Here is an 18,244-nt window from a genome sequence, read left to right on the forward strand (position 1 = left end):
GTACGGGCGCGACGGTGGACCGGGCCGGTTCAGGGCCGCCAGCCGTACACCCGCTCCACCGCGAGCCGGAGGACCACCCGCCCGTCGGCCACCATGGCGGCCCGGTAGTCGGCCCAGTCCGGGTGCTCGCCGCGGATGCGCCGGTAGACCTCGACCAGCTCCTCGACAGTCGCGTCGTCGGTGGCGGCCGCCGGCGGGGTGAGCGTCACGACGCCCTCGGCCACCGCGTACGCCCCGCCGTCGGCGGTGGTCACGTGGAAGCTGGCCCGGGGGTCGCGGCGCAGGTTGCGCACCTTCGCGCGGTCGCCGGTGGTGGAGCAGCGGATCAGGCCGGGCTCGGCCAGGTAGTCGAGGTTGGACAACTGGGGGCGGCCGTCCCGGCGCAGCGTGACGAGCACCCCGCGCCCGCGCTCGCCGAACAGCTCCCAGAGCCGCGAACCCGGCCCACTCCCGGCGCTCACGCGTTCACCCGCAGCGGCGCGAGCGCGGCGGCCAGCCGGACGAGCTGGTCGAGCATGACCGCGGCGGCCTCCTCACGGGCGGGGTCGGGTCGCAGTTCGCCCGACTCGTCCAGCGCCTGCCGCAGGAAGACGACCACCTGGTCGTTGACCGGCGTCATGTTCAGCGTGGTCACCACCTGCTTGATCATCTGCACCGCGCGCAGGCCCCCGGAGGTCATGCCGTAGCTGACGAAGCCCACCGGCTTGTGCTGCCACTCGTGGTAGAGGTAGTCGATCGCGTTCTTCAGCGGCGCGCTGAAGCCGTAGTTGTACTCCGGCATGACCAGGACGAAGGCGTCCGCGACGTCGATCTCGGCGCTCCAGGCCCGGGTGTGCTCGTGCAGGTAGTTCCGTTCGGACGGGTGGTGCGGCTCGTCGTGGAAGGGCAGCCCGATCTCGGCCAGGTCGAGGAGGCGTACCTCGTCGAAGCCGGCGTGGCGGACGGCGGCGGCGGTGAACCAGTCACCGATGCGACGGCCGACCCGGCCGGGACGGGTGCTGGCGACGACGACGTTCAGGCGGGGCATGGTGAGGTCACTCCTGTCGGGACGGCGGCCGGGGCCGGCGCGGTGAGTCGGGGAACGAGCCAGGCGACGATCGGCCCGATGCCGATCGCGTAGAGCAGGGTGCCGGGGCCGACGGCGCCGCCGAGCAGCCAGCCGACCGCCAGCACCGTCACCTCGATCCCGGTGCGTGCCGGGCCGAGTGGCAGGCCGCGGGCGGCCAGGCCGGTCATCAGCCCGTCCCGCGGACCGGGGCCGAGGCGGGCGCCGAGGTAGAGCGCGGTGGCGAGGCCGTTGAGCAGGACGCCCGCGACCAGCAGGCCGATCCGGCCGGGGAGCGGGCCGACCGGTGGCAGCAGGGCCAGCGTCGCGTCGAGGGCCAGGCCGACGAGCGCGACGTTCGCGACGGTGCCGACGCCCGGGCGCTGCCGCAGCGGGATCCACAGCAGCAGCACCAGCAGCGCCACGCCGTTGACGAGCAGGCCCATCGGCAGGCCGGTGCGGTCGGCGAGGCCCTGGTGCAGCACGTCCCAGGACGCGAGCCCGAGGTCGGCGCGGACCATCAGCGCGACACTGCCGCCGAACAGGGCCAGGCCGGCGGACAGCCGCACCAGCCGGGACGGCAGTTTGGTTGACATGTCATCAAGCTAGACCGCAACTTGGTGACATGTCAACAACATCTGTAGGATCGGCACATGGACGAACCGCGCTGGCTGGACGAGCAGGAGGACCGCGCCTGGCGCGGCTACCGCCGCATGCGCCGCCTGCTCGACCTGGAACTGGCCCGGGAGCTGATGCAGGACGCCGGCCTCTCCGAGCCGGACTACGACGTCCTGAGCGACCTCTCCGAGACCCCCGGGCAACGGCTGCGGCTCAGCGAACTGGCCGACCGGATGCTCTGGTCCCGCAGCCGCCTGTCCCACCACATCTCCCGGATGCAACAACGAGGCCTGGTCACCCGCGAGGAATGCGCCACCGACGGCCGCGGCTCGGTCGTCGTGCTCACCCCGGCCGGACGCCAGGCCGTCGAGGCCGCCGCGCCCGGACACGTCGCGGCCGTCCGCCGGCACCTGATCGACCGGCTCACCCCGGCCGAGGTGTCCGCGCTCGGCACGCTCAGCGAACGGGTGATCGACCATCTCACCGGCCGCCCCACCGGCCGCCCGGAAGCGGAGGGCTGAGACGTGGACTGTCACATCCTCGCCCGGCTGCGCTGCCCGGTCTGCGCCGAGCCGCTCACCGAGACCACCGCCGGCACCACCCGCGCGCTGCGCTGCCCGCGCGGGCACAGCTTCGACACCGCCCGGCAGGGGTACGTCAACCTGCTCGCCGGCCGCTCCCCGCACACCGGGGACAGCGCCGACATGGTCGCCGCCCGCGCCGACTTCCTCGCCGCCGGCCACTACGACACCGTCGCCGCCGCGCTCGCCGACACCGCGGTCCGGGTCGCGGGCGTCGACCCGTACCCCATGGTGGTGGAACCTGGCGCCGGGACCGGGCACTACCTCGCGGCGGTGCTGGCGGCGCTGCCGGACGCCGCCGGCCTGGCCCTGGACGTGTCCAAGCCGGCGCTGCGCCGCGCGGCCCGCGCCCACCCGCGGGCCGCCGCCGCGCTCGCCGACACCTGGCAGCGCCTGCCGCTCGCCGACCGGTCGGTAGCCGTACTGCTGAACGTGTTCGCGCCGCGAAACGGCCCGGAGTTCCACCGCGTGCTCGACCCCGGCGGCGCGTTGCTCGTCGTCACCCCGGCCGCCGACCACCTGGCCGAACTGGTCGAGGCGCTGGACCTGCTGCGGGTGGACCCGGCCAAGGCCGACCGGGTCGCGGGCAGCCTGGGCGCCCACTTCAGCGAGGAGTCCGCGACCGGGCTCCGGGCCCGGCTGACGCTCACCCGCGCCGAGGTCACCACGCTCGTCGGAATGGGACCGAGCGCCTGGCACGCCGAGCCCGAACGGCTCGCCGCGCGCATCGCCGCGCTGCCCGAGCCCGTCGAGGTCACGCTCTCGGTCCGGCTCGGCGTGCACCGCCCGCGCTGACCCGGCTCAGGTGGACAGGTCGACCTCTTCCCAGCCCGGCGGCTCGTCGTGGTACGGCCCGCGCAGCACCACCGCCCACTCCAGCGCCCACCGCCGCTGGCCGATCGCGTTGGCGTCCACCAGCCCCGGCAGCGCGCCCCCGGCCTTCTCGGTCTCCAGGTACGCCCAGTCCAGGCAGTAGTGCAGGTCGAGCAGCGCGGCAGCGTCCCCGGGGTGTTGCGGCGCGGCCAGGATCCGGGCCCGCCACTGGCCGAACGTCTCCCCGGCGACCAGGTTCGGCATCCGCTCGACCAGCCGCTCGTCCACCGGCACCGTCGGGTCCAGCTCCTTGGCCAGCCCGAGCACCCAGGCCAGCGAGAACAGCGCGTCGTGGTGCAGCACGAACGACCTGTGGTCGCCGCGGCCGCCCATCACGAACTGCCACTCCGGCGGCGTCACGGAGTCGACCAGGTGCGACTCCAGCAGCCAGCTCATCGCCGCCTGCGCGGGCATGCCGAAGCAGCGGGCCAGGATCACGTGCAGCACCGCGATCCGGGCCTCGATCTCCGGCGTCGGACGCAGCTCGATCTCGTCGCCCGGCTCCCAGACCAGCGGGAACTGCGGTGGGGGCAGCGGAAGGCCCAGCCGGGACAATTCGTCCAGGCTCGCCTCCCGGACGGCCCGGGGGTCGGGAGCGGGTACGCGCACGGTCAGTCCCTGTCTGTTCGGGTCCTCGCCGGTCGGTCCCCCCTGGCCTGGGAGGATAGCGACTCCGACCGGGTCGGCACCATGGCCGGACTCAGCCGATCCGCTCGATGACGAGCGGCGTCGCGTCCGGCGCGTCCGGCGCGATCCGCACCGCCTCGCGCGCCTCGGCCAGCGCGGCCGGGATCCGCTCGGCGTGCTCGGCGCGCAGCTCGAACAGCGGATCGCCGACGCGCACCCGGTCGCCACGGCGCTTGTGCAGCACCACGCCGGACGGAATGCTCACCGGGTCCTCCTTGCGGGCGCGGCCGGCGCCGAGCCGCCAGGCGGCCACGCCGATCGCGTACGCGTCCAGCTCCGCGACCCAGCCGTCCTCGGCCGCGGTGACCACCTCGACCTCGTTCGCCGTGGGCATCGGCGCGTCCGGGTCGCCGCCCTGCGCCCGGATCATCGTGCGCCAGGCGTCCATCGCCCGACCGTCCCGCAGCGCCGCCTCCGGGTCGGCGTCCGGCAGCCCGGCCGCGTGGAGCATCTCCCGGGCCAGCGCCAGCGTCAGCTCCACCACGTCGGCCGGGCCGCCACCGGCCAGCACCTCCACCGACTCGGTCACCTCGACCGCGTTGCCGACGGCCAGGCCGAGCGGCGTGGACATGTCGGTGAGCAGGGCGACAGTCCGTACGCCGTGCGCGCCGCCCAGCTCGACCATGGTGCGGGCCAGCTCGCGGGCGTCGTCGGCGTTCTTCATGAACGCGCCGGAGCCGACCTTCACGTCGAGCACCAGCGCGCCGGTGCCCTCGGCGATCTTCTTGCTCATGATCGAGCTGGCGATCAGCGGGATCGCCTCGACGGTGCCGGTGACGTCGCGCAGCGCGTACAGCTTGCGGTCGGCCGGGGCGAGCCCGTCGCCGGCCGCGCAGATCACCGCGCCCACGTCGCGGAGCTGGGCGATGAACTCGTCGTTTGTGAGCGCCGCCCGCCAGCCCGGGATCGACTCCAGCTTGTCCAGCGTGCCGCCGGTGTGGCCGAGGCCCCGGCCGGACAGCTGCGGGACGGCCGCGCCGCACGCGGCCACCAGCGGGGTCAGCGGCAGGGTGATCTTGTCACCGACGCCGCCCGTGGAGTGCTTGTCGACCGTCGGCCGGGCCACCGGCGACAGGTCGAGCCGCTCGCCGCTGGCGATCATGGCGGCGGTCCACCGGGCGATCTCCGGCGCGGTCATGCCGCGCAGCAGGATCGCCATGGCCAGCGCGGACATCTGCTCGTCGGCGACCAGACCCTTCGTGTACGCGTCGACCACCCAGTCGATCTGCCCCTCGCTCAGCACACCCCCGTCCCGCTTGGCCCGGATGACATCAACCGCCGTAAAAGCACTCACCTTTGAGTTCCCATCAATAGATCAACAATCGCCGCGGCCACGCCCCCGCGAACGATGACCAGGTCGGGCCGGGGCCGACCGTGCCCGGCGGAGGGATCAAGCCTGACCGCCCGGAGCCGGGCACGGTCGGCCCCGGCCCCCACCGCAACCACGGATCAACCCCAGCGAACCGGAATCTCCGACGGAGGCTCACCCTCACCAGCCCAGAAGACCGTGCCCGAAGCATCCACCACCACCACGCGCGGCGTACGCGCCAGCCCCCACTCGATCGCGCTCGCCGAGTCGTCCCAGGTCGAGCCCTCCTCCAGCACACCAGTCTCGGCGTCCTCGGCGCCGCCGGAGGACCGCTCCCAGTACGCCGTCCAGACCTGTTGCCCGCCCGAGAGGTCCGGGTGCACGAACACGGTGCCCCGGCCCCGCCAGGCGGCCAGCCGGCCCGGCACCACCGGCACCGGGTGCTCGCCGGTCACCGCCTCGATGTCGGCCACGTCGAAGGCGTGCGGCAGCAGCTCGGACATCCGCAGCGGCCCGCCCTTCGCCTCGACCAGGCAGTCCGGTCCGCCCTGCTCCCACAGCAGCTGCCGGCACCGGCCGCACGGCATCAGCGGCTCGCCGGTGGCGTCGACGCAGGACAGCGCCACGATCCGGCCGCCGCCGGTGGCGTGCAGTTGCGAGACCACGCCGCACTCGGCGCAGAGCGTTACGCCGTATCCGGCGTTCTCCACGTTGCAGCCGACCACGACACGGCCGTCGTCGACGAGCGCGGCGGCGCCCACCGGGAACTTCGAGTACGGCACGTAGGCGTACCGCATGACCTCGGTGGCGGCGGCGCGCAGCCCTTCCCAGTCGATCTCCATCACGACTCCCATTCTGCCCAATTCACGCCGATCGGTCGCGGCACCGCCGGAGACGACGATGCCCGGCGGGTCGCCCCGCCGGGCACTGTGTCGCGGCGGACGGTCAGCCCTTGATGTACGGCTTGCCGTCGGCGGCCGGCGCCCGGACCTTGCCGACCAGCCCGGCCACGGCCAGGATCGTCGCCAGGTAGGGCAGCATCGCCAGGAACTGGCTCGGGATGCTGCTGCCGATCGCGCCCAGGTAGGTGGCGAGCTGGTCGGCGAAGCCGAAGAACAGCGCCGCGAGCAGCGCGCCGGTCGGGCTCCACCGGCCGAAGATCAGCGCGGCCAGGGCGATGAAGCCCTTACCGCCGATCATGTTCTTGGTGAACGAGTAGAGCGCCAGCGTGTACGAGGCGCCGCCGACGCCGGCCACCAGACCGGCCAGGATCACGTTGCGGTAGCGCAGCCGCAGCACCTTCACGCCCAGCGTGTCGGCGGCGGTCGGGTGCTCGCCGACCGACCGGGTCCGCAGCCCCCACCGGGTACGGAACAGCGCCAGGTGGATGACCAGCACCAGCAGCAGGCCGAGGTAGAGGAAGATGTTGCCCCGGAACAGCGCCGGACCGATCAGCGGGATGTCGGACAGCAGCGGGATCTCCCAGTTGCCGAACCGGGGCGCGCTGTTGTACTTCGCCGCGTCGGTCTGCATCAGCCGCTCGTAGAGGAAGCCGGTGATGCCGACCGCGAGCAGGTTGAGCACGATGCCCATGACCACCTGGTCGACCAGGTAGCGGATGGAGAACACGGCCAACAGGAACGAGATGAACGCGCCGCCGATGGCGGCGGCCACCAGGCCCACCCAGACGCTGCCGGACATGCTGCCGAACAGCGCGCCGGAGAACGCGCCCATCAGGAGCTGGCCCTCGATCGCCACGTTCACCACGCCGGAGCGCTCGCAGAGCACACCGGCGAGCGCGCCGAAGATCAGCGGCAGGGCCAGGATGAACGTGCCGCGTACGACGTTTACCAGCGGCATGAAGTTGCGGCCCTCGGGCGCGGCGGAGACCTGCCAGCACAGGAAGCTCAGCACGAAGGCGACCAGGCCGGCGCCGAGCAGCAGCGAGAACCAGCGCTTGTGCACGCCGGCCAGCATCGCGCCTCCGGTCGCGGCGGTGATCAGCCCGAACAGGATCGCGCCGACCGTACCGTTGATCTCCAGGGCGGCGCCGCCCTCGGTCTCGCTGAGCGTGAACCGCGCGTGCTGGTCGGTCGCGAGCGCGCCGAACAGCACCGCCGCGAGCACGCCGAGCGCCAGCAGGACCACGCCGATCTTGCGGTTCCGGGTCCAGAAACCCTCGTCGACCGCGGTAACGGCGACCTCGGGGACAGCGGTGGTGGACATGCTCACCAGCCCTTCGCGAGGCTCGTCTGCAACCGGGCGGCGCGGGCCGCCCGGAGCTGGAAGATCGTCTTCACCAGGGCAGGCGCGGCGATGAAGATGACGATGAGCGCCTGGAGCACGGTGACCAGCTCCAGCGAGATGCCGGAGTACGACTGCATCCGGTTGCCACCGGCCTGGAGCGCGCCGAACAGCAGCGCGGCCAGCAGCACGCCCCACGGCTTCACGCGCCCGAGCAGCGCGACCAGGATGCCGTCGAAGCCGATCTGCGCGATCACCAGCGGGGTCAGCGCGTTTGCAGTGGTGCCGAGCACCATGGTCGAGCCGCCCAGGCCGGCCAGCATGCCCGCGAGCACCATCACCAGCACGTACGTCTTTGTCACGCTGATGCCGGCGGTCCGGGCCGCGTCCGGGTTCGCGCCCACCGCCCGCAGCTCGAAGCCGAGCGTGGAGCGGTTGAGCAGCCACGCGATGAACCAGGTGGCCGCGACCGCGAGCAGGATGCCGGCGTGCACCCGCAGGTCCTCGCCGAGCAGGCGGGGCAGCTGCGCGTTGGAGTCGACCGGCTTGCTGATCGCGTCCGACCGGTTCGGGTTCTGCACCCCGTTCTGGACGATGATCCAGGACAGGAAGTAGACCGCCACGTAGTTGAGCATGATCGTGTTGATCACCTCGTGCGCGCCGGCCCGGGCCTTGAGGATGCCGGGGATGAAGCCCCAGAGCGCGCCGCCGAGCGCGCCCGCGATCAGCGCCACCAGCAGGTGCACGAAGGGCGGCAGCGGCAGCGCGAAGCCGGCCACGGCGGCCAGGATGACGGCGATCGTCGCCTGACCCTGGGCGCCGATGTTGAACAGGCCGCCGCGGAAGGCGAGCGCCACCGACAGGCCGGTGAAGACGAGCGGCGCGGCGTAGGTGAGCGTCTCCGAGATCGGGCTCATGGCGGCGGTGAAGCCGACCGCGTCCGGGTCGAAGATCGCGCCCTTGAACAGGTTCGCGTACGCCTCGCTGACCACCGTCCAGCTGGCGTTCAGCGCGTCGGAGGGGCGGGCCGTGATGTAGCTGTAGGTGGCCAGCACCTCCGGGTCGGACACGATGATCAGCACCGCGCCGACCACCATGGCCAGCAGCACCGCGAGCACTGTCACGGTGACCGTGTTGGCCGCCCAGAGGTTGTCCAGGAACATCCGGCCCATGTCGCGGCGGGATTCGCCCGGCGGGGCCGGCTTCTTCGCGGTCGCGGTGGCCGGGACCGTCTGCTCGGTGTCACCGGCCGGCTGCGTCGGCGTCGCCCGGGCCTCGCTCAGCGACTCCTGCGCCTCGGTCGCCGGCTCCTTGTCCGGGGAGCCCGAGTCGGGGTTCGGGTTGGTCATGCCTCGTCCTCGTTGCCAGGGCCGTCGTCGGTCGGGGTGGCGGCGTCCGGGGTGGCGGCGTCCGGGGTGATGCCGGCCATCAGCAGGCCGATCTCCTCACGCGGGGTGTCCGGGCCGACGATGCCGATGATCCGGCCGCGGTACATGACCGCGATCCGGTCGGCCAGGCCGATCACCTCGTCCAGTTCGCTGGAGACCACCAGGACCGCGGTGCCGATGTCCCGCTCGCGGACGACCCGGCTGTGGATGAACTCGATCGAGCCGACGTCCACGCCCCGGGTCGGCTGGGCCGCGATGAAGAGCTTCAGCGGCCGGGACAGTTCCCGGGCCACGATCACCTTCTGCTGGTTGCCGCCGGAGAGCGTGCCGACCGCCGCGTCGGCCGAGGAGGTACGGACGTCGAACTGCTCGATCCGTTCCCGCGCCGACTTCGCGATGGCGTCGGGCTTGAGCGACAGGCCCTTGCCGAAGGGCGGCCGGTCGTAGATGTCCAGCACCAGGTTCTCCGCCACGGAGAACTCCTTGACCAGGCCGTCCACGCTGCGGTCCTCCGGCACGTAGCCGACGCCGGCGTGGAGCACCTTCTTCGTCGACCAGCCGTGCGTCGGCTCGCCCTCCAGGCTGATCGTGCCGGCGAGCGTCGGGCGCAGGCCCATGATCGCCTCGATCAGCTCGGTCTGGCCGTTGCCCTGCACGCCCGCGACGCCGAGCACCTCACCGGCGTGCACTGTCAGGTCGACGCCGTCGACAGCGCGTACCTGCCGGTCGTCGTCCACCACCAGGCCGGCGACCTCCAGGACCGGCCGGCCCGGCGTGGCCGGCTTCTTGTCCACTGTCAGCCGGACGCTGCGTCCCACCATCAGCGCGGCCAGCTCGTCCCGGCTGGCGCTCGGCTCGGCGGTGCCGACCGTCCGGCCGCGCCGGATCACCGTGATCCGGTCGGCGATGGCCTTCACCTCGCCAAGCTTGTGGGTGATGAACACGATCGACTTGCCGGCGGCCTTGAGCGACCGCATGACAGTGAGCAGTTCCTCGGTCTCCTGCGGCGTGAGCACGGCCGTCGGCTCGTCGAGGATCAGCAGGTCGACGTCGCGGGTGAGGGCCTTGACGATCTCCACCCGCTGCTGGATGCCGACCGGCAGGTCCTCGATCACCGCGTCCGGGTCGACCCGCAGGTTGTACCGCTGCGAGACCTCGGCGACCTCGCGCTTGGCCCGCCGGCGGTCGAGGAAGCCGAGGGGGCCGCCCTTGACCTGCTCGGCGCCGAGCATCACGTTCTCGGCCACGGTGAAGACCGGCACCAGCATGAAGTGCTGGTGCACCATCCCGATCCCGGCGGCGATCGCGTCCGACGGGCCCTTCAGCTTCAGCGGCTTGCCGTCGACCAGGATCTCGCCCTCGTCCGGCTGGTAGAGGCCGTAGAGCACGTTCATCAGGGTCGACTTGCCGGCGCCGTTCTCGCCGAGCAGGGCGTGGATCTCTCCAGGCTCCACCGTCAGGTCGATGTGGTCGTTGGCGACCAGATCACCGAACCGTTTGGTGATGCCGCGCAGTTCGAGTCTCAGCGCAACCTCCTGGAGTGCGAGCGATGGTGCAGCGTAGCGACCTGCCGCGCTGCCACCGCGCCGGGTGGGGATGTTCGGGGGATTCAAGGTGATCGGCCGCCCCGGCGCCGGGGTTCGGGACCCCGTTGCGCCGGGACGGCCGGATCGTCATGCCTGGTGCCCGCCGGCCCCCGCTGCCGATGATCTCACCGTGGCGGTCGGCGGGGCTGTCACTTGGTCGGCTGGGCCTTCGAGGTGACGGTGATGGTGCCGGCGGCGATGTCCGCCTTGATCTTGTCGACCTCGGCCTTCAGCTCGGCCGGAACCTTGCTGTCGAAGTCGTGGTACGGGGCGATCGAGACGCCGTTGTTGGCCAGCGTGCCCACGAAGCCCGGCGTGGACTGGAGCTTCTCGCCACCGGCGGCCTTCAGCGCGGCCTCCTTGACGGCGTCCGGGATGTTCTTGACCACGGTGGTCAGGATCGCCGAGCAGTCCGGGGTGCTCTCGCAGCCGTCGATGTCGACCCAGACGGTCGAGTACTTGCCGCCCGAGGCCTTGGCCGCGGAGGTGGTGCCGAGACCGGCGCCACCGGCGACCGGCATCACGATGTCGGCACCCTGCGCGACGAGCGCGTCGGAGACCTTCTTGCCCTCGTCCTGCTTCTCGAACGAGTTCGCGAAGGAGCCCTTCTGGGCGGCCTTGTCCCAGCCGAGAACCTGGACGTTCTTGCTCTTGGCCTTGTTGTAGTACGCCACGCCGTCGGCGAAGCCGTCCATGAAGATGGTGACCGGCGGGATCGGCAGGCCACCGTAGGTGCCGACCTTGCCGGTCTTGCTCATCCCGGCGGCCAGGTAGCCGGCCTGGAACGCGGCCTGCGCCGTGTCGAACTGCATCGGGTAGACGTTCGAGACGCCCGGGTTGGCGTCGACGATGGCGAACTGCTGGTTCGGGTTCTTCTCCGCCGCCGCCTTGGTGGCGTCCGACATCAGGCCACCGACGGCCAGGATGAAGTCGCACTTCTGGTTGACGAACCCGGTCAGGTTGACCTCGTAGTCCGCCTCGGCCTTCGACTGGACGTACTTGATGTCGATCTTGTCGTTCTGCTTCTGCGCCTCCTGCAGGCCCTTCCAGGCCGAGGCGTTGAACGACTTGTCGTCGACGCCGCCGACGTCGGTCACCATGCAGGCGCTGAACTTCTTGCCGGCGTCGCCGCCGGCGTTGTTGTTGTCGTCGTCCGGAGCCTCACCACACGCGGCAGCGCCCAGCACGAGTCCACCCGCCGCAATGACGGAGGCAATCCGCATCCCACGCACAGAGCGCAAGACGTCTCCTTCCCCTTGCACACCGCGTCGTGCGCGGTGTGCAGCCCTTGCGCCGGCCTGCGACATGCGGCCGGCGTCCCACGTTACGGACGGGAGCGTACGCCCGCGCCCACCCACCGGCCGACAATCGTGCACGACTGTTGAGCGTCCGTTACCCCGGTGTAACCCTTGCGTGGGGCAGGTCACTTATCCGGCCGGTAGGCGTGCGCGGTGGTGTCGCGAACGTCCGTTTCCCCGAGCTTCCCCGACTCGCGGCGAACTAACGCCAGAACACCGCCACGGCAGCGTTGACCAGCGTCAACCCGACGATCGCGAGGAAGTGGCCGCGGTTGACGGTCTCCCGCTTACGGGAGAAGAAGACCATGACGAAGATGAGCAGCGCGAGCACCAACTTGGTAACAAGTTTCGCCGTGGCCGGCTCGTCCCCGTCGCGCAGCGGAGCGGACAGCCCGATGCCGGTGAGGACCTGGATGATCGCGCCCCAGAGCATGGCGGCGTTGATGCGCAGCTTGCCGGAGACGTACTGGGCGATCCCGCCGCCGAGCAGCAGCGCGAAACCGATCAGATGGACGTAGAGAAGAATCAGTCGAAGAGCTTCCACGCGCCCCATCCTCCCTCATCAACGACGCTTTGTAGTAATGACCCGGCCGACCTGCCGTCATACCGTGACCCCACACTCCCCCGCGATCTTGCGGTTGCCGCCCTGGCAAACGGGGCAGAAGCCGCGCCACACGGGCCGCAACCGCAAGATCGACGGAAGTTCAGCGCAGGCGCCAGACCTGGAACGTGGGGCCGTCCGCGGGGAGGGTCACCGCGCCCTGGGCGTCGGGGTGGAGGGCTGGGGCGTTGCCGTAGGCGTTGTCGGCGGTGCCCACGCCGGTCAGGCGGACCGGGGTGCCGGCGGCGCGTCTCGCCAGCACCAGCACCGTCGACGTGGGCGCCTCGCGCAGGAAGACGAGCGTGTCCGCGTCCGCGTGCACCCAGCGCAGGCCGCCGTGCCGCAGCGCCGGCTCGTCGCGGCGCAGCGTCAGCAACGACCGGTACGCCTCGAACGTGCGCCGGTCCCAGCTCTGCGGCCGGTGCCACGGCATCGGGGTACGTGAGCCCTCCCCGTTCGTGCCGGTCAGGCCCAGCTCGTCGCCGGCGAACACCACAGGCGTGCCGGGCATGGTGGCGAGCAGCCCGGCCGCCACCTCCTGCCGGGCCGCGTCGCCGACCACGGTGCGGATCCGGGCCGAGTCGTGCGAGCCGAGCAGCTGCCACGAGTGCGTGTACGACCGCCAGGAGATCAGCGACCGGTAGGTGTTCATGGTGGCGAGCACCGCCGACGCGTCGCGCCGCCGTACGCCGCCGGGGGTGCCGAGGAAGTTCGGCACCGGGTCGTCGCCGTGGCGCAGCCAGGACCACACCGGGTCGGTGAAGCCGACGTAGTTCATCGTCCCGTGCCAGCCGTCGCGGTCCAGGTCACCGGTGTGGTCGTGGCCGTGCTCGGCGAGCAGCAGCCCGTCCGGGCGGGTTTCGGCGACCACCTCGCGCAGCAGCCGCGCCACCTCGTGGGTGTACGCGTCCGCGCCTCGCCGCCCGGTCATGTTCGCCACGTCGACCCGCCAGCCGTCCAGCCCGTACGGCGGGCGCAGCCAGCGGCGCAGCAGCGAGTCCTCGGCGGTGGCGAACCGGCGGCGCAGTTCCGCGCTGCCCCAGTTCAGCTTCGGCAGCGACTTCACCCCGTTCCACGACTCGTAGTCCGAGCCGGGCAGGTCGAAGTAGTACAGCTCGCGTTCCGGCGCGTGCACGTCGGAGACGGCGGCGGTGAACCAGTCGTGCGCGTCGCCGGTGTGGTTGCTGGTGATGTCGCCGAGCAGCCGCCAGCCCCGGGCGTGCACGGCGTCGGCGAGCCGGGCCAGCGCCGCGTCGCCGCCGAGCAGCGGGTCGACGGTGTCGAAGCTCGACGCGTCGTACCTGTGGTTGGAGCGCGCCGGGAACACCGGCGTGAGGTAGACGGTGTTGACGCCGAGCCGGTCCAGGTGGTCGAGGCGCTCGGTGACGCCGTCGAGGTCGCCGCCGTAGAACTGGCGGGGCGTCTCCGGGCCGCGGCCGATGACCGGGGTGTCCCAGTCGCATCCGATGGCCCAGTCCGGCACGGTGCGGTCGTCGGCGGCGGCCGAGCGGGCGAACCGGTCCGGGAAGATCTGGTAGATCACCGCGTCGCGGGCCCAGGCCGGCGGCGGGGCGTAGCTGACCAGCTTGAAGTCGCCGTTGTCGGGCACGTCGTGCCCGGCCAGGCCGGCGGCGTTCAGCCAGCGGGCGCCGCGTTCGCCGTCGAGCAGGAAGCGGTAGTTGCTGACCGGGTTGCGGACCTCGACGTCGGCCCGCCACCACACGTCGCCGCCGTCGGTGCGGTCGATCCGCGCCTCGGCGAAGCGCGGCTCGCCGTCGCCGGTGGTGCGCACGTGCACCTGGGAGACGCCGGAGCCGGCCGGGACCCGGACGAAGACCGGGACGGTCTGCCCGAGCGCGGGCTCCTGCTCCGGGACGTAGGTTGCGGAGCCGTCGTGGTGCGGCTGAAGGGGCATGGTGCTGCCTTTCGCGTCGTACCGACAGGGAGAGGGGCGGGCACCCGCCGCGGTCGGTTCACCCGACCGCGGCGGTCCGCCCGAGAACCGCTCCGGTGTACGCCGACACGACGCCCTTGCCGCAGCGTGAGCCGAGGAGGCTCAGCCCTTTACCGCTCCGGAGGTGAGTCCGGAGACGATGTAGCGCTGGAGCAGTTGGAACACCAGCACCGTCGGGATCGCGGTGAGCAGGGTGCCCGCCGCGAACATCCCGAAGTTGTTGTTGCGCTCGCCGGCCACCAGGCCGTACATGCCGACCGCGAGGGTCTTCGCCTCGGGTTCGGTGAGGAACACGTTGGCGATGATGAACTCGTTGATCGACCCGATGAACGCGAGCAGGCCGGTCACCGCCAGGATCGGCGCCACCAGCGGCAGCATGATCCGGAAGAAGACCTGCACGTGCGACGCGCCGTCCATGGTCGCCGACTCGTCCAGCTCCTTCGGCAGCGTGTCGAAGAAGCCCTTCATCAGCCAGGTGTTCGCGCCCAGCGCGCCACCCATGTAGAGCAGGAACAGGCCCCACGGGGTGTTGAACCCGATCGACGGGTAGAGGTCGGTGAGCGTGGTGAAGATCAGGAAGATCGCCACGATCGCCAGGAACTGCGGGAACATCTGGATCAGCAGCAGCGCGAGCAGGCCGACCCGGCGTCCGGCGAAGCGCATCCGGGAGAACGCGTACGCCGCGAGCGACGACAGGAAGATCGACGCGAAGCTGGCCACACCCGCCAGCAGCAGCGAGTTGAGGAACCAGTGGCCGAACGCGGTCCGGTCGAACAGGTTCGTGAAGTTCTCCAGCGACGCCCCGGTCGGCAGCAGCTCGGTGGAGGAGAGCGTGCCGAGCGGGTTGAACGCCGCCGAGATCACGAACAGGATCGGGAAGAGGCTGAACGCCACCGCCACCACGCCCACCACGTGCCGCCAGCCGACCTGCGCGAACCAGCGTCCACGCGAGCGGCGGGCCGGCGTGCGGGTGGCCGTGGGCTTCTGCGCGATTGTGGTCACGAGTACACCTCCTCCTGCTTACGGGTCCGCCGGAAGCTGATCGCCGACACCGTCGCCACGATCGCGAAGATGAAGATCGAGACGGTGGCGGCCAGGCCGAACTCGGCGCCCTGGGCGCCGAACGCGAGCCGGTACGTGTAGGTGATCAGCAGGTCGGTGGCGCCGTTCGTCGGGTTGTCCGGCGCGAACGGGCCGCCCTCGGTGGTGAACAGGATCGCGTTGACGTTGTTGAAGTTGTACGCGAACGACGCGATCAGCAGCGGCGAGAGCGCCACCAGCAGCAGCGGCAGGGTGACCGACCTGAACGACTGCCAGGGTGATGCGCCGTCGACCGAGGTCGCCTCGGTCAGCTCTCGCGGGATGGCCTGCAACGCGCCGGTGGCCACCAGGAACATGTACGGGTAGCCGAGCCAGAGCTGCACCAGCAGCACCGCGATCCGGGCCGACCAGCTGCCGCCGAACCAGTCGACGTTCAGCCCGAACAGGTTGTTGAGCAGCCCGAAGTCGGTGTTGAACATGTCCCGCCAGATCAGCAGCATGGCGAACGACGGCATGGCGTACGGCAGGATCAGCAGCACCCGGTAGAAGTTGGTGCCCCGCATCCGGGGTGAGTGCAGCGCGAGCGCGATGGCCATGCCGAGCAGGAACGTCAGGCCGGTGGAGCCGATCGCGAACGCGAAGTTCCAGGCCAGCGTGCCGAAGAACGGGCCGGAGATGTTCGGGTCGGTGAGCACCGCGCTGAAGTTCTTCAGCCCGACGTCGACCTTCCAGCCCTGGGCGAGCCGCTCGCCGTCGGCGGCGACGAAGGAGCCGGACCCCTCGTCGGCGGTCCACGTCTTGCCGGTCTCGCTGTCCTTGACGCAGTCGCAGCCGGCGTCGTACGCCCGGATCGCCTTGCCCTCGTAGGCCCGGGTGAGGCCGTTGGAGCGGATGGCGCCCTCGTCGGTGGGCACGATGAGCGCGGTGACGGCGTCGCTGCGGCCGCTGGCCTGCCCGATGTTCAGCAGGGTGTAGCCGTCCGCGGCGGTGATCTTGCCGCTGAGGCTGCTCACCTCGACGTCGGCGGCGTCGAGCTTGCGCAGCCCTTCCGCGTCGCCGGCGAAGACGTCCTTGGTCTTCGGGTCGCTGAGCAGGAAGACCAGGGGGCCGGTCGCCGGGTCGCCCTTCGTGGCGATGGTGAGGTTGTACTCGGTCGAGCCGGGGACCTGCTTCACCGAGGAGGTCTGCACGGCGACGATCGCGTCGTCCTTGCTGCCGCGGTGGCCGTCGCCGAAGTTCGTGAACGCGGTGCTCGCGGTGTAGAGGACCGGGAAGACCTGGAAGGCGATCAGGAAGAGCGTGCCGGGGACCAGGTACTTGGCCGGGATGTGCCGGCGGCCCAGGTAGAGGTAGAACAGGCCGGTGGTGGTGGCCGCCAGGATGCCCAGCCCGATCCAGTGTTCGGCCTCGATGAGCGGGAAGGCCGCCCAGATCGCGATCCCGGCCACCAGGCCGAGCAGGACCACCTTGACGACGAGGCCGGTCGCGGTGATCGGCGCGTGTTGCCGCGCGGTACGGGACGTGCGCGGGAGCCCACGGCGTACGGGCTCCCGGCCCGGGGTCTGCGGTGCAGACCCCGGGCCGGACAGCGGCGCGCTCATTACTTGATCTGACCCTGGATGGTCTTGCCGGCGGCCGTGATCGTCTTGGCCGGGTCGGCGCCGCCGATGATGGCGGCCTCGGCCTTGCCGAACGGGTCCCAGATCGCGGCCATGGCCGGGATCGCCGGGAGCACCTGGCCGTTCTTGCCGGCCTCGGAGAACTTGGCCAGGTCCGCGTCCTCGCCCTTGACCTGGTCGAAGGCGGCGGTCAGCGCCGGCGGGCGCGGCTCGGCCTTGTACAGCGCGACGGCCAGCTCGGGCTTGGTCACGTAGTTGGTGACGAACTCCTGGGCCAGGGCCTTGTTCTTGCCCTTGGCGGCCACGTAGAACGCCTGGACGCCCACGAACGGCTGGGCCTCCTGGCCACCGGCGAAGCCGGGGACCGGGGAGATGTCGTAGGAGATGTTGGCCTTCTTGGCGTCGGCCACGGCCCACGGGCCGGAGACCAGGAACGCGCACTTCTTGCCGGTGAAGGTGGCGATGGAGTTCTCGCCGGTGATGGAACGCTTCAGCGCACCCTCGCCCTTCTCACCCAGCTTGGCGATCTTCTGGAAAGCAGCGATCGACTCCGGCTTGCCCACGCCCAGGTCCTTCGGGTCGTAGTCGCCGTTCGCCGTGGTGCCGAACAGGTAGCCGCCGCCGGAGGTGTAGAGCGGGTAGATGTGGTACGCGTCGCCGTTCTGGCCGGACTGCAGGCACAGGATCTCGCTGGCCTTCTTCTCGGCCTTGAGCTTCTTGCCGGCGGCGACCAGGTCCTCGATCGTCTTCGGCGCCTCGGGGGCCAGCTCGGTGTTGCGGATCAGCGCGACGTTCTCGGTGGCGTAGGGCACACCGTAGAGCTGGCCGTTGAACGTGACGGCCTTGATGGCGGTCTCGTTGAAGCCGGCCTTCTGCTCGGCCGGGAGCTGCACCGGGTCGATGGCGCCGTTCTGGACCAGGTTGCCGATCCAGTCGTGCGCGCCGACCACGACGTCCGGGCCGCTGCCCTGCTGCGAGGCGGTGACGAAGTTGGTCTGCAGGTCCTTGGAGACGGCCTGGACCTCGACGGTCACGCCGTTCTCCTTGCCGAACTCCTCGGCGAACGGCTTGAGCGCGGCCGTGCGCTTGTCGTCGGCCCAGATGACCAGCTTGCCGCCGGTCGCCTTGGCGGACTCGCCGGCGGCCGGCTTGTCGTCGCTGCCGCTGTCACCACAGCCGGAGGCGGCGAGCGCCAGGCCGAGGACGGCGACCACACCCGCGGTACGGATGCGCATCGGTACTCCTGTCGTCATGGCGGCCCGCCGGGGGAAGGGCGGCCCGCCAGTGGAAACCTCTGAAATTTCTTGCTGACCGGCGCCGTGGTGCTGCGCCGCTGCTCTCGCATGTTGCGGGGACGTTAGCAAGAGGTTGCAGAGAATGGAAGGGCTTGCAGAAGTGTA

At 71.2% G+C, this 18,244-nt stretch carries 17 protein-coding genes; 2 read left to right on the top strand and 15 right to left on the bottom strand.

What is annotated here, in order from left to right:
- Window positions 1-29: 29 nt before the first annotated feature.
- The 3 genes from ACSDG8_RS13420 to ACSDG8_RS13430 are packed head-to-tail and all read right to left on the bottom strand — an operon-like array spanning window position 30 to window position 1,641.
- The gene (locus ACSDG8_RS13420; RefSeq protein WP_210897825.1) at window positions 30-461 is read right to left on the bottom strand and encodes a PPOX class F420-dependent oxidoreductase; all 432 of its coding nucleotides are present in this window, start codon (window positions 459-461) and stop codon (window positions 30-32) included.
- Window positions 458-1,027 (bottom strand): NADPH-dependent FMN reductase, encoded by a 570-nt coding sequence (locus ACSDG8_RS13425; RefSeq protein WP_210897827.1) that lies wholly within the window; start codon window positions 1,025-1,027, stop codon window positions 458-460. The genes ACSDG8_RS13420 and ACSDG8_RS13425 overlap by 4 nt, the downstream gene beginning before the upstream one ends.
- Window positions 1,015-1,641: a YczE/YyaS/YitT family protein gene (locus ACSDG8_RS13430; RefSeq protein ID WP_210897829.1), complete on the bottom strand. Its 627-nt coding sequence runs from the start codon at window positions 1,639-1,641 to the stop codon at window positions 1,015-1,017. Before ACSDG8_RS13430 ends, ACSDG8_RS13425 begins: the two co-directional genes overlap by 13 nt.
- Before the next feature lie 57 nt (window positions 1,642-1,698).
- On the opposite strand from ACSDG8_RS13430, the gene ACSDG8_RS13435 reads away from it, so the two are divergent.
- Window positions 1,699-2,184, top strand: coding sequence for a MarR family winged helix-turn-helix transcriptional regulator (locus tag ACSDG8_RS13435; RefSeq protein ID WP_210897831.1), 486 nt, complete (start codon window positions 1,699-1,701; stop codon window positions 2,182-2,184).
- A 3-nt stretch (window positions 2,185-2,187) separates the two neighbouring features.
- On the top strand, window positions 2,188-3,039 hold the full coding sequence (locus ACSDG8_RS13440) for a putative RNA methyltransferase (protein ID WP_210897833.1): 852 nt from the start codon (window positions 2,188-2,190) through the stop codon (window positions 3,037-3,039).
- Window positions 3,040-3,045: 6 nt separating this feature from the next.
- Here ACSDG8_RS13440 and ACSDG8_RS13445 read toward each other — a convergent pair whose 3' ends face one another.
- From ACSDG8_RS13445 to ACSDG8_RS13500, 12 genes are all read right to left on the bottom strand, one after another.
- Window positions 3,046-3,726, bottom strand: coding sequence for a DUF4272 domain-containing protein (locus ACSDG8_RS13445; RefSeq protein WP_135243271.1), 681 nt, complete (start codon window positions 3,724-3,726; stop codon window positions 3,046-3,048).
- Between the two features lie 91 nt (window positions 3,727-3,817).
- Complete coding sequence (locus ACSDG8_RS13450; protein WP_439427920.1) at window positions 3,818-5,098, bottom strand: thymidine phosphorylase; 1,281 nt, start codon at window positions 5,096-5,098, stop codon at window positions 3,818-3,820.
- 155 nt (window positions 5,099-5,253) lie between these two features.
- Window positions 5,254-5,955, bottom strand: coding sequence for a cytidine deaminase (locus ACSDG8_RS13455; protein ID WP_210897837.1), 702 nt, complete (start codon window positions 5,953-5,955; stop codon window positions 5,254-5,256).
- Window positions 5,956-6,058: 103 nt separating this feature from the next.
- Window positions 6,059-7,339, bottom strand: a complete 1,281-nt coding sequence (locus tag ACSDG8_RS13460; RefSeq protein WP_210897839.1) for an ABC transporter permease — start codon at window positions 7,337-7,339, stop codon at window positions 6,059-6,061.
- 2 nt (window positions 7,340-7,341) lie between these two features.
- The gene (locus ACSDG8_RS13465; RefSeq protein ID WP_210897841.1) at window positions 7,342-8,706 is read right to left on the bottom strand and encodes an ABC transporter permease; all 1,365 of its coding nucleotides are present in this window, start codon (window positions 8,704-8,706) and stop codon (window positions 7,342-7,344) included.
- Complete coding sequence (locus tag ACSDG8_RS13470; RefSeq protein ID WP_439427921.1) at window positions 8,703-10,199, bottom strand: ABC transporter ATP-binding protein; 1,497 nt, start codon at window positions 10,197-10,199, stop codon at window positions 8,703-8,705. The genes ACSDG8_RS13465 and ACSDG8_RS13470 overlap by 4 nt, the downstream gene beginning before the upstream one ends.
- A 281-nt stretch (window positions 10,200-10,480) precedes the next feature.
- Entirely contained in the window at window positions 10,481-11,554 is a 1,074-nt protein-coding gene (locus ACSDG8_RS13475) for a BMP family lipoprotein (RefSeq protein ID WP_210897843.1), read from the bottom strand.
- Between the two features lie 277 nt (window positions 11,555-11,831).
- Window positions 11,832-12,173 carry a hypothetical protein gene (locus tag ACSDG8_RS13480; protein WP_439427922.1) on the bottom strand — a complete coding sequence of 114 codons (342 nt, stop codon included), beginning with the start codon at window positions 12,171-12,173 and terminating at the stop codon, window positions 11,832-11,834.
- 160 nt (window positions 12,174-12,333) lie between these two features.
- The gene (locus ACSDG8_RS13485; RefSeq protein WP_210897845.1) at window positions 12,334-14,145 is read right to left on the bottom strand and encodes a glycoside hydrolase family 13 protein; all 1,812 of its coding nucleotides are present in this window, start codon (window positions 14,143-14,145) and stop codon (window positions 12,334-12,336) included.
- A gap of 141 nt (window positions 14,146-14,286) precedes the next feature.
- Entirely contained in the window at window positions 14,287-15,186 is a 900-nt protein-coding gene (locus tag ACSDG8_RS13490; RefSeq protein WP_210897847.1) for a sugar ABC transporter permease, read from the bottom strand.
- Window positions 15,183-16,826, bottom strand: a complete 1,644-nt coding sequence (locus ACSDG8_RS13495; RefSeq protein ID WP_210897849.1) for an ABC transporter permease subunit — start codon at window positions 16,824-16,826, stop codon at window positions 15,183-15,185. Before ACSDG8_RS13495 ends, ACSDG8_RS13490 begins: the two co-directional genes overlap by 4 nt.
- The gene (locus ACSDG8_RS13500) at window positions 16,826-18,079 is read right to left on the bottom strand and encodes a sugar ABC transporter substrate-binding protein (protein WP_073825291.1); all 1,254 of its coding nucleotides are present in this window, start codon (window positions 18,077-18,079) and stop codon (window positions 16,826-16,828) included. Before ACSDG8_RS13500 ends, ACSDG8_RS13495 begins: the two co-directional genes overlap by 1 nt.
- Between the last annotated feature and the right edge of the window lie 165 nt (window positions 18,080-18,244).

This window comes from Micromonospora sp. LA-10, assembly GCF_051853095.1.
Lineage (GTDB): Bacteria > Actinomycetota > Actinomycetes > Mycobacteriales > Micromonosporaceae > Micromonospora > Micromonospora echinospora_A.